General features: G+C 66.9%; 6 protein-coding genes. 3 read left to right on the forward strand and 3 right to left on the reverse strand.

Features of this window, described 5'->3' with window-relative positions; all coding sequences use genetic code 11:
• Positions 1-61: 61 nt before the first annotated feature.
• A complete protein-coding gene (locus tag ACQPW6_RS37565; RefSeq protein ID WP_433894207.1) occupies positions 62-1,396 on the reverse strand; it encodes a COG4705 family protein in 1,335 nt (444 codons plus the stop codon).
• A 94-nt stretch (positions 1,397-1,490) separates the two neighbouring features.
• Between ACQPW6_RS37565 and ACQPW6_RS37570 the strand changes: the two genes are divergently transcribed.
• Complete coding sequence (locus tag ACQPW6_RS37570; RefSeq protein WP_433894208.1) at positions 1,491-3,143, forward strand: MFS transporter; 1,653 nt, start codon at positions 1,491-1,493, stop codon at positions 3,141-3,143.
• Between the two features lie 186 nt (positions 3,144-3,329).
• Here ACQPW6_RS37570 and ACQPW6_RS37575 read toward each other — a convergent pair whose 3' ends face one another.
• Positions 3,330-3,803 carry a MarR family winged helix-turn-helix transcriptional regulator gene (locus tag ACQPW6_RS37575; RefSeq protein WP_433894209.1) on the reverse strand — a complete coding sequence of 158 codons (474 nt, stop codon included), beginning with the start codon at positions 3,801-3,803 and terminating at the stop codon, positions 3,330-3,332.
• Positions 3,804-3,885: 82 nt separating this feature from the next.
• Between ACQPW6_RS37575 and ACQPW6_RS37580 the strand changes: the two genes are divergently transcribed.
• A complete protein-coding gene (locus tag ACQPW6_RS37580; protein ID WP_433894210.1) occupies positions 3,886-4,824 on the forward strand; it encodes a quinone oxidoreductase family protein in 939 nt (312 codons plus the stop codon).
• 719 nt (positions 4,825-5,543) lie between these two features.
• On the opposite strand, the gene ACQPW6_RS37585 is transcribed toward ACQPW6_RS37580, so the two are convergent.
• Positions 5,544-6,851 carry a hypothetical protein gene (locus ACQPW6_RS37585; protein WP_433894211.1) on the reverse strand — a complete coding sequence of 436 codons (1,308 nt, stop codon included), beginning with the start codon at positions 6,849-6,851 and terminating at the stop codon, positions 5,544-5,546.
• Between the two features lie 1,164 nt (positions 6,852-8,015).
• Here ACQPW6_RS37585 and ACQPW6_RS37590 point away from each other — a divergent pair.
• On the forward strand, positions 8,016-11,786 hold the full coding sequence (locus ACQPW6_RS37590; protein ID WP_433894212.1) for a LamG domain-containing protein: 3,771 nt from the start codon (positions 8,016-8,018) through the stop codon (positions 11,784-11,786).
• Positions 11,787-11,867: the final 81 nt, after the last annotated feature.

Below are 11,867 nucleotides of genomic sequence, written 5' to 3' on the forward strand. Positions count from 1 at the left end.
GCCTAGGAATCCGGCCCCGCCGGCGCGTCCTCCGGCCGAGGTGTCTTGGGAGCTGACCTGGTCATCCGGTCGGAGGACCGGCCGTCGCGAAGCGGTGGCTGTGGAGGTCGCCCAGCAGGACGGCGAGTTGCTTCTCCTGCTCGGCGGCCGGCGCCGGCTGGATCTTTCCGTGGTCGATGGCGTACGCCTTGAGGACCGCGTCCATCTGGTCGTCGAGCAGGGTCCAGGTCTTCTGGTCGACCGCCTGCAGGGAGGTGGCGTCGGCGTCCCAGTCGTCGCGCATCCTCTGCACGGTGGCGTGCGAGGCCGCGGCCGTCCCGGTCTTGTCCTGGGCGATCGCGGTCTGCGCGAGCTTCTCGTACTTCGTCACCGCCGCGGTGGTCTGGCCGCTGGTCAGGGCGGCCTTCTGGCAGGCCGGCAGCGTCTCGCTCTGCCCGGTCGGGTCGCAGGTGACGTGGGGCTGGTTGTGCGCCCAGGCCATCAGCGTGACGGTGGCGGCGGCGATCAGGGCGAGGGCTCCCAGCGCGATGCGCTCCTTGCGGGCACTGGTGGTGACCGACGGCTCGTGGGTGATCTCGTGGGTCTCGGCGACGTCGCTGCGGCTGATCGACAGGTAGACGACCGTCGCCAGGATGGCGCTGAGGAAGATCAGGCTGGTAGCCAGGGTGCCCAGGCCGAGGCCGACCGGTTCGCCGGCGCTGGTCGCGGTCTTGGGGGAGGCGAGCCAGTCACCGATGTTCGCGCCGAGCGGGCGGGTGAGGATGTAGGCCAGCCAGAACGCGAGGACCGGGTTGGCGCCGAACCTCCACAGGAGGGTGATGGACGCGATGAGTCCCAGGGGGAGGAACACCGACTGCGCGGGCGTCCAGTTGGTCAGTTGCAGCGTCCAGTCGCCGGTGGCGGTGCCGAGCGCGAACGTCACCAGGACCGTCAGCCAGTAGAACGCCTCACGCGGGAAGGTGGTGATGCTGTGGATCGACAGGGTCCCCTCGCGCATCCACCAGACCCCGAAGACGAGAGCCAGCAGGATCGAGAACACCGTCGAGCTCAGCCACAGCGGGACGTGTTGCTGATCGGTGAGCATGTCGGTGTAGAGGGTCCCGGTGACACTGACCACGACCACGGTGAGCCAGTACGGGAACGGGCTGTAGCGCTTGGTGCGGAACTGGATTGCCAGCACGACCGCGAAGATCGCGGTGAACAGCAGCATGGTGTTGGTCAGGCCGAAGCCCAGCGTGGTGTTGATGTAGTCGGCGAAGCTCTCACCGACGGTCGTGCAGAGGATCTTGATGATCCAGAACCAGATCGTGACTTCGGGAACCTTGTTCAGCAGGCGGTTTCCCGTGGCACCTCGCGGGGTCGCGGTCGTCGCCGTGGACGTCGTGGGAGTCGTCATGCCGCGACATTATCGTCTACAGCCTTGTAGACGATAATGTCGCGGCATGTCGCGCGCGCCGAGGGGCTCTGTCCCCAAGAGCCAAAGAGATCCCATGACCGCCTGGCGGCCCTCACGAATCGGCGGCCGGCGAGGGCCGGACGCGCTCTTGGACTCGGCCGTCAGGCGGCACCCGGTCCTGCTCGCCACGGCCGCCGCGGCGGCCCTGCACCTGCTGTGGGCGCTGATGCTGGCCAAGGACTCCGGCGACATGGCCGCGCAGTACGCCTGGACCGACTTCATACGGGCCCATCCCCTGGCCTCGTACAACCTCTCCTGGTACGGCGGCATGCACCCCGCCTCGTACAGTGTCCTGTCGCCCTACATCATGGCAGCGCTGGGCGTGCGGACGACCGCGGTCATCGCGGGCACGCTGTCGACCGGCGTGGCCGCGACCCTGCTGGTGCGCGCCGGTGTGAAGCGCCCGCTGCTGCCGGTGCTGTGGACGGTCTTCGCGCTGTGGTGCGACGCGGTCTCCGGTCGGGTGACGTTCGCCCTGGGCATCTTGTTCGGCCTGGTGGCGACGGCACTGCTGTTCCCGTCGGAACAGGCGTCGCACGGCCGCCTCCGGCGGCTGACGGCCGCCACCGCGATGGCGGCGCTGGCGACCCTGTGCAGTCCGGTGGCCGGACTGTTCGTGCTGGTGGTCGCGGCGGCGCTGTTCCTCGACAAACGGCGCACGGACGCCTACGTGCTCGCCGCCGCCCCGCCGCTGGTGGTCGGCACCACCTCGCTGCTGTTCCCCTTCTACGGCGTGCAGCCCTTCGCCTGGTACCTGGCGATCATCCCGCTGGCCGTCGCCGCGGCGATCTCGCTGGTGGTGCCGAGGTCCTGGCGGTCGGTACAGCTGGGGGCCTCGGTGTACTCGCTGGGTGTCCTTCTCACCTGGGCCGTACCGTCGCCCATCGGCAGCAACATCGAGCGCTTGGCGCTGCTCTTCGGCGGCACCGTCCTGCTGATCGTGGCGATGGGCAGCACGTGGGGGACCCGGCGGGCCGTCGCCGTGTGGCTGGCGTTCGGCGGTGTGGCGATCTGGCAGATCGGTGAGCCGGTCTACGACCAGGTGACCACCCACGCACACGTTGCCGCGGTCGAGCACGCGGGCCCGCTCATCTCCGAACTGCACCGCATACGGGCCGACCGCGGCCGGGTCGAGGTGGTACCGATGAGCTCGCACTGGGAGGCGTCAGGTCTGTCGCCGTACGTCAACCTGGCCCGCGGCTGGAACCGGCAGGCCGACGTGGAGCGCAACCCGCTCTTCTACGACGGGAGGCTCACCGCCGACACCTACCGGGACTGGCTGCGCAGTTGGAGCGTCGGCTACGTCGTGCTCCCCTCGGGCCGGCTGGACTTCGCCGCAGTGGCCGAGTCGAGACTCGTCGCGGCCGGCCAGCCCTGGCTGACCTCGGTATGGCACAACGCGGACTGGCGGGTCTACCTGGTGAGCGGCGCCGATCCGCTGGCCGACCCGCCGGCCGTGGTGGACAAGGCAGGACCGGCCGAGCTGACGGTGACGATGCCCCGGCCCGGTTCGGTGCTGCTGCGCATCCCGTGGTCCCCGGTGCTCGGCATCCAAGGCGCTCGCGACAACCGGCACGGCTGCGTGACAGCGGACGGCGCCTGGACCCGGCTCCACGCACCGGCCGCCGGCACGTACCGGATCGGCGGCAGCTACAGACAGATCCGCGGCACGCAGTGCGACAAGTAGCGTCTGGAAGAAGCCCTGCTCATTTTGTCTTTCGAGCATTTCGCGCTCATGCCATTCGATACAGCCGTCGGGCCGTCTGGCCGCCGCCATCTGCTGCTACAGACGTCTTGTCCGACTCACCACATAGGTCACCGTCTTAAGGCTGGGACGGCTGCATCGCTGTCTTCCCGGGCATGCGACGAACTGCTATTCGCCACCTGGCCCAGTTTCAGCGCAAGGCTCTTCCTGCTGGACTATGCGTGCCAGGAGACTCATGAGCTGGGCCCGCTCGGCAGGCGTCAAGGCAGCGGTCAGCTCATCGTTCGCCGCACGGCCCAGTTTCTCCGTCTGCAGCAGGCGAAGTTTCCCGCTCGGCGAGAGGGCGATGGCGTTCTTGCGACGGTCCCGGGGGTCCGGCGCGCGGGCCACGAGGCCATCGTTCTGGAGGTCGTTGAGGATCGCGACCATGTCCTTGGGATCGATGCTCAGGCTGCGCCCCAGCTCGGCCTGCGAGACAGGTCCCAGTTCGGCGACGGCCGACAGGACGGCATGGTGCAGCATCCGCATGCCCACCTGAGCCAGGGCTCCGGCGACGAGCCGGTGCCCCCGAGCCGCGGCACGGCCCAGGAGCCAGCTGGGGAGGGAACGAATACGGGCGGGAGCGCGGGTGGTCTCGGACATGGGGCCAGACTAACCAGAAAATCATTGGGACTCCCTACGATCTTTGGCTATCGTTGGTGATCCCAATGACCTGGAGGTGTGCATGCGGCGCGTTCGTTTCTATGAGTACGGCGGTCCGGAAGTGCTCCGCGTCGAGGACGCGGAGGCCCCTGAGCCCGGCCCGGGGGAACTGCTGGTCCGCACGGAAGCCATCGGCGTGACCCTTCCCTCCGTGCGCAAGGTCCGCGGCGAAGGCGGCAGGACGCCGCTACCGGGAGTCCTTGGAGGCGAGGTCGCCGGAACGGTGATCGCACTCGGGCCGGACGTGACGGATTTCGAGGTCGGCGACCGCATCACGTCGCTCACCTTCAGCGGCGGCTCGTATTCCGAACTGGCAATCGCCCCCGGTTCCATGGCGAGCCGCATACCGGACGGAGCAAGCGCCGTCCAAGCCGTCGCGCTCGTACGCAGCGGACATGTCGCCCTCGCCGCCCTCGCCACGGCCCGCCCCCTTGCGAGCGAGTCGGTCCTGATCACGGGCGCTGCCAGCGGAGTAGGGCATCTCGCGGTCCAACTGGCCAAGCTTCAGGGCATTGAACGGGTCATCGCGGCCGTGAGCTCGCACACCAAGGCGGAATTCCTCCGCGGTCTGGGCGCCGACGAGATCGTTACCTACGACGGCGAGAACTGGGGGGAGCCAGTCGATGTCGTCCTGGATGGAGTCGGCGGAGATCTGCTCCCACGCGCCGTCGCCGCCCTCGCACCCGGCGGGCGACTCGTCTTCTTCAACTCGGGCGGTGGAACCGTTCCCGCCTTCGACCTCCTGGCAGGGTCGAAGACCATCACCGGTCTCACCATGGCGAGGTTCGCCAACACTCAGCGCGAGCTCTATGACCAGCATGGCGAGGAGCTGTGGAAGCTGACCCTGTCCGGGCGGTTGCAGCCGGCCGTTCACGCCCGGATTCCGCTGGCTGAGGCGGCGCGAGCGCACGAGATCATCGAAGCCCGTGCCAACCTCGGCAAGGTCGTCCTGCTGCCCTGACGAAGCTGACCCGCGGCGGGAAACGCGGGGCCCCCGCGGCAGGGAGGCTGTATTGACCCGCAGGGTTGTTGACGCGGGTGACGGGTGGTTGCCTCGAGTGCGGTGGTGGTTGCAGGTGTGGCTGAAGTCTGCCAGGACGGCGAAGTGGGTTGCGGCCCGGGCCTCAGGGAATCCGGCCCGGAAAATTCTCCGGAACAGTTGACGAGTCCGAGGTGGTGCCCGGCCCGGTGGATTGCCAGGCCGGGCACCGCTTTTCGGGGGTCTAGAAGAAGCCCTGCTTCTTCGCGGAGTACGAGACCAGGAGGTTCTTCGTCTGCTGGTGGTACCGCTCCTATGGGCCCGTGAACAGGAAAAACGACGGATGGACCAATTATGGCCATGTGCCTGGCCCGCATATGGTCCGGATCTTGATGGTGATGGACCCCGCCGATGCCGAGGAGTGCTCGCATCTTCACCTGACCCCACGGCGCCTGGAGCACCACCGAGGTCCTGCCCCTCGAAGCGCACCGTCGGACAGGCGCAAGACAGAAGCGGCCGTGCGGCATCGCGGTCACCGTCGAACAGTCGAAGCCATGCCAACTATCCGCGCGCCGCCGCGTAGTCGGGGTTTAGACGGACGGCTTCGCGGTAGGTGGCCTCCGCTGGGGACAGCTGCGAAGCCGCAAGCTTTCGCAGCTGCACGCCCCGTGCGGTGTCGCCTGGTGCCGCGGCGTTGTTCATCACGCCCATCTGGAGTTGTGGTTCCACAACCGGTCGAGCTCGGCGACCTGTTCGGAGGTCAGGTTGCTGCGCCCGTGGGTGCGGATCATCGTCGTGTTCCATGGGCGGCGGCCACCGTAGTGGGGGGTCAGGAGCACTCCGACGGTGGCGAGTTCGTCCGCGCGGCCGATGCGGGTGGCGATCTCGTGGTGGCGCAGCATGACGAAACTGGCGAACAGGGCCTCGGTGTTGGAGTCGAACTGATTCCAACAGGTCCAGAGGATCTGACGCGTAGCGTCGGCGTTCAGTTGGCGTCGGCAGCGCCATCTAAGGCCGTCGAGAATCCCCGAGACGTCGTCCAGCATGTCCAGTAGAAGCTGACCCCATTCGGCTCGCACTCCCGGGGGTAGCTGGTCGAGGTCGGAGAGCACCGTGAGGCGGTCCGATTCGGCGGCGTGATCGGGCAGGTCAAGGGTGGCGATGTGTTCCATCACCATCCGGACCACCAGGTGCGCCCGGGTTTTTCCGTCGTCCACCGGTGCCTGCGGCAGTGGCGGGATGGAGCGCGTGACATCGCCGGGTTGCACCAGGTGGGTGTCGATGTCCGCGGGTGGAGTCATGGCGTCCGCTGCTGCAAACTCGTAATAGCGCAGTGGTTCGTCTCCGAGTGCGGTCGTTGGTGCGGCGGCGGAGCGGAAAAGGTAGTCGAGTACGGCGGTCATCGAGCGCAGGTGGTCGAACAGGAAGTCCCAGTCCCGGCGTGTCAGCGCGAGTGCGGGCATGCCGACCGGCTCCCACGAGGCCACGGTGCCGGCAGGGACCTGGTTGTGGTCCAGAAGGAAGACGGCGATCCATTCGTAGGCGTTGCCATCGACGGTCAGGATCCGGCCGCGGCCGTTGGACATCTCGGCTGGCAGCAGCCGCAGTTGTCGAACAGTACCCTTGGCCTGCTTCATCGCTTTCGCGGCGACTTTCTGGATCCAGAAGCGTTCTTGATCATCGCCTTTGGGTGCGATAGTGCGTGCTTTGACCTGCACTACGGCACCTCGGTGCCCGGCCAGCAGCAGCAGGTCTCCCAACTCGCGGGTTCCCGAGCCCTTGCTTACATGGGCATTACGGTAGACGAAGTCGGGCATCCCCCATGTTGCCGCAGCAGAGTGGGCGGCCGTCTCGGCCGCCCGGCCGTGCTCCATGTCGGCAGGCAGGGGAAGCGCCGACGGTATCTGCCGCACATACGGACCGTTCGCAGTTTCCACGACCAGTATGAGGTCGCTATAGGCGCCGTCCGTACGCAAGCGCCGAGGCGGTCGTATGGGCTGGTCGGTCATACCGCCCATTAGACACAGACCAACGCTCCGTCAACGAAGGGTTTTGAGCTTTCACTGCGGCGGAGTCCTCGGTACGGCTGTCGCCTACGCACCCACGAGCGTGATGCGAACCTGCGCACACGGCACGGGAGGCCGGAGCTCTTTGTGGAATTTGAGCGGGTCAGAGCGTTATCTGACACTGCATCATGCGCGCTGCGCCACAAATACGCCACTCGCTCCGGGCTGGAACCTGAGGCACCGTCAAGTTATGCAGTGTCGTTCGGTCACCCGGACTCGCACCCCTCCCGGTCCGCTGGCATCCCTGGCCTGGGCCGAGGTTGGGGGCCGTGAAGGAGTGCGACTCTGCACGCGTGCTTTCCGGTTGCGCTGGGTGACCTTGGTTTCCGCTGGCGGGACGGGTCACCGGCGGATGGTGGTTGGGCTGTTCGGTGGTGGTGCGGATGGTGGCTTTGGGTGGTGGGCAGTTCTGCCTCCTCGACGTGAGGGGAACGGGCATGGTGCAGCAGTTGGTGCAGGGCGGGGTGGCCGGGGCGAGCGGCGGGCTGGTGATCGGCCGCTAGCGGCAGCGGGAGTTCCGGCACGACGCCCCGGTCGAGGGCGGCCGGGATGTGACTGCGGTGGCGGGGGAGTTCGGTGCGGAGCTGGCGCGGGCGATCCGGGTGGGACTGGCGCCGTCCGGCCCGGGGCCTTACGGGCTTGGGGGCCGTCGGAGCTGACCTGGTACGCGTTCGCCGTCACCTATGCGCGGGACCATTGGGTGGGGCGGGCGGCCACCACGCGCAACGAAACCAGTGAGGCTCTGGCCCTGGTCAGGAGGGCGATGCTGTGGGACGTGCCGGGCCGGCCGGGTGAGAATGTAACGGGGCCAACGACGCCTGAGGCAAACCTAGTTGAAGCGGCTGTTTGCCGCAGCAACGTTCTGAGGCTCGCCCGGGGCTGGGGGGCAGAAACTGCTGAATGTCGTATGAATATCCGTTTTGCATGCGTAACGGTGCTGCCTACGTGTAGGCGGAATTAACCATTCCTGCGAGCTGGCGTCACGCGGGATACGCTGGGTGATGCCCCGTTGACGGCTCGCGTTCGAGGTGCTTTCATTACGCAGCTTTGACGTGGCGTTTCACAGGGGTGGGGATTTTCTTGCGTGGTGAGGTGCGTCTCTTTGGCGTGCGCAAAAGACGTTTGCGTACGTTTGCGGCCGGTCTGACGGCGGCTGGACTGCTGACGGCGTTGCCGGTGGTGGGCGCGGCTCCGGTGGTGTCCGCGGTCGCGGCTCCTGCGGGGGTCGCCGCCGACGCGCAGCCGAAGTCGGCGTCGGAGCAGGCTGCCGCGTCGGGGGAGCCGGTGGAGGTGACGGCGGAGCGTACGGAGTACGGCACCACGTACGCGGAGCCGGACGGTACGTACACGTTGCGGGAGTCTGCTGTTCCGGTGCGGGTGAAGACGGCTGCCGGTGGGTGGACCGCGCCGGACGCGACCTTGCAGCACCGGGCGGACGGCTCGGTGGGTCCTGCGGCTTCCGTGGCGGAGGTGGCGTTCTCCGGAGGGGGGAGTTCGACGCCTCTGGTGACGGTGGGCAGCGAAGGCAAGTCGCTCTCGCTGACGTGGCCGGGCACGCTGCCCGCGCCGACGTTGGACGGTGACAGTGCGGTGTACGCCGATGTGCTGCCGGGCGTGGACCTGCGGATGACAGCAACGGTGACCGGTTACCGTGAGCTGCTGGTGGTCAAGACGCCTCAGGCGGCGGCCAATCCGGATCTGGCGCGGATCGCGTTCGGCCTGGACAGCACCGGGCTGGTCGTGACGCGTACCGCGGGCGGCGGCGTGGGGGCGGTCGATGACAATGGCCGCCAGGTTCTTGTGTACCCGCCTGCTCAGATGTGGGATTCACGCGGTACCGCGGACTCGTCTGCCGCCAAGTCCTCGTCCAAGTCGGCGAAGGCGGGGCAGTCGCCTGCGGATGCCTCGCCGCCGGAGAACGCTGTGGACGGCCCGGCGCCGGGTGCCGGTACGGCCACGGTGCCGATCGACGTCAGCCCCACCACGCTGGCGGTCGAGCCTGATCCCGGGCTGCTGGCCCAGACTGACTCGGCGGCGTTCCCGCTTTACCTCGACCCGGATCCCGAGCTGAATCCGCAGGCGCCGGAGCGGACTTTGCTGCGCAGCGACGGTTACAGCGACTACGCCTTCGACAACACGGCGACGGACGGCACCCCGAGCGGTAAGGGTGACGGCAAGTGCGGTACCTGGAACGGCTACTACTGTGGCAGCGGGTATGTGCAGCGGTTGTACTACCAGTTCGGTCCCGGTCCGTTGGCGGGCAAGACCGTGATGTCGGCGTACTTCACGGTGACGTCGCAGTGGGCGTTCCAGTGCCAGGACCGCACCAGTGATCTGGTCCGCACGAACAACATCTCGGCTTCCACCACCTGGGCGTCGCGGCCCAAGGAACTGGACTGGATGGTTGACGAGTCGTTCTCAGCCGGCCGCGGGTCGAGCTGCAACCCGGACGCACCGTCGGCCCAGATCGAGTTCGCCGACAACGCGGCCCAGTCGTTCGAGAACCTGACACCGACGGTGCGGGACTTCGCGGCGGGCAAGTTCGCCAAGCTCACCCTGGAGCTGCGGGCGCATGACGAAGGCGATGCTTCGGCGTGGAAGCGGTTCGAGAACGACGGCACGCTGGTGGTGAACTACATCGGGCGGCCGTTGCCCCCCACGAACACGGGCATCAAGCGCGGTACATCTGTCACCTGCCGGACCAATCCAGCAGACCCGGACGTGACCGCTGACACTAAACCCATCCTGGCTGCCCGAGTCCGAGTGGCGGAGGGTGGATCTCCCGCGGACAATTCCGCCAGGTTGCGGGCGGACATCGTAGTGCAACGGGAGTACGCGGCAGGGACTTGGGGCACGTTGGAGGAGCCCATCCGGCCGAGTCCAACGAGCTTTGCCGATGACAAGGAATTGGTGTACGACGAGTCACCGGCGGCTCTGTCGGAGGGCGTGTCCTACCGAATGGCGGCGTCCACCTGGTCCTATGAAACCACCAGCCAGACGCACATCGATTCGCACAGCACGGTCACAACCGCAGGTTGGTGCTACTTCCGTGTGGACACCACCGGGCCCAAACCGCCACGGATCTTCGTGAACGGTCCGTACACCGAATGCACCACCAACGACTGCCAGAGCAAAGGCGGTCCGGGCATTCCGGGATCGTTCACGTTTGCCCCAGCGTTGGGTGACTCGCCCATCGCCGGCTACATGTACGAGCTGGGCTCGGGTGCCTGGGTGACCAAGATGCTCGACAAGGACCGGATCGTGCCGCCTGGCCAGGAGGAGTGGCTGACGGTGGGCGACATCACGCCGATCGGGGCTGGTACGCAGGTGCTCTCCATAAAGGCCCTGGACGATGTCGGTACTGGCCGGACGGGAGCTGAATCAGACCTGCCGTTCAAGGTCGCCGAGGGCGAACCGCCCATAGGCCAGTGGCACTTCGACGACACCGCCTCCGGTGGCACGTCAGCCACCGCGGCCGACACTGCCACCGGGCCCGGTAGCAGGCACACCGCGACGCTGCATACCGATGGCGCGGGCTGGTCGCTGATGGGCCGCCGTGGTGACGGGGACGGGTCGCTGTGGCTGAACGACAGTTCCAGCCCGACGCAGGAGACTGGGTACGCCGCAACCCAGACACCGGTGGTCAACACCAAGTCGTCCTTCACAGTGTCGGCCTGGGTCTATTTGAGTAATAACTCTCAGTACCAGACGGTGATGGCGCAGACCGGCAGCGACAACTCCGGTTTTGCCCTGAGATATTCACCGGGTTCCCGTAGCTGGCAGGTTCTGTGGAGTTGGAACAGCGGGGGCGCACGTCAATACGCCGCGGTGAACAGTGCGGTGACGAATGTTCCGGTGAAGGTGTGGACACACCTGGCTTTCTCCTACGACGTCAGCACTCATACCTTGGGGTTGTACGTCAACGGGAAGCCGGCGAGTACTTCTGTGAAGCTGCCAGCTGCGGCAGCGCTTCAGACGCCTGACGGTGCCTTGCAGTTCGGGCGTGCCAGTTACACCTCGAACTCCACCTTCACCGACTACTTGCACGGCCGGCTCGATGAGTTGGAGGTCTGGCAGTACGCCCTGAAGGATTCGGAGATTGCCCTTGACGCTCAGCTGCTCGCTCCCCTGACAGCTCCGGGCGGCCCGGCTGGCGATCCTGCGGTGGAGAACGTCGTGAACTGGAACATGTCTGGTGCCTCGGGGACTACGGTCACCGACGCCACCACGGGTTATGGTCACGTCCTGACCACCACGGGAACCGGTCAGCTGGATGGCGACGCGCTGGTGTTGAACGGCTCGAACGCCGCTGCCACGCCAGGCCCGGTGATCGACGAGTCGGGCTCTTTCACGGTGACGACCCTAGCTCAGCCCGACAACGCCAAGGTGCTGGCGGACTGGGCTGACGGCGATTCCGCACAGGTGTTGGGGCAGCGCTCGGCCGATGGTTCGGCATGGGGGCTGTGGTATCAACGGACGGGTTGGACCACGGTGCCTGACGATGCGGGAGACGATGTCAAGGTGCCGACCACCCGCTGGTTGTTCGGCAAGATCGACTCCGGTGATACTTTCACTGGAGCAGCCTCAGAACCCGGGCCGGCATCGGGTAGCACCGGAAACGGCTCTGACTCCGGCGGCGCGGTGCGAGTCACCGGTGTATATGACGCACTTTCCGGCAAGGCCACGTTGTACATGAGCGACGTGTTCCAAGAAGCGAGGCCGTTCACCGCGGCCATGGGATCCACGGACTTTGCTGTCGGGCGGCCCTTTGTGACAGGCGTCTGGGTGCACTACCTGCCGGGAAGTGTCCAGGAGATCAGGATCTGGTCCGGAGCGATGAAGGATACCGACCAGGTGAGCACCGTAGTCGGCCACTGACTGTCAGTCGTACCGGCCGGACGCGGTTGTGGGCGCCCGATCGGTGGAACGGCCGGCTTTGTGATGCGTACACGTCGTTTT

It is taken from the genome of Streptomyces sp. CA-111067 (assembly GCF_050956065.1).
Taxonomy (GTDB): domain Bacteria; phylum Actinomycetota; class Actinomycetes; order Streptomycetales; family Streptomycetaceae; genus Actinacidiphila.

Excerpts from the sequence above, each read along its gene's own strand:
- ACQPW6_RS37575 (WP_433894209.1), bottom strand. The coding sequence starts at position 3,803 with ATGTCCGAGACCACCCGCGCTCCCGCCCGTATTCGTTCCCTCCCCAGC.
- ACQPW6_RS37580 (WP_433894210.1), top strand. The coding sequence starts at position 3,886 with ATGCGGCGCGTTCGTTTCTATGAGTACGGCGGTCCGGAAGTGCTCCGC.
- ACQPW6_RS37585 (WP_433894211.1), bottom strand. The coding sequence starts at position 6,851 with ATGACCGACCAGCCCATACGACCGCCTCGGCGCTTGCGTACGGACGGC.
- ACQPW6_RS37565 (WP_433894207.1), bottom strand. The coding sequence starts at position 1,396 with ATGACGACTCCCACGACGTCCACGGCGACGACCGCGACCCCGCGAGGT.
- ACQPW6_RS37570 (WP_433894208.1), top strand. The coding sequence starts at position 1,491 with ATGACCGCCTGGCGGCCCTCACGAATCGGCGGCCGGCGAGGGCCGGAC.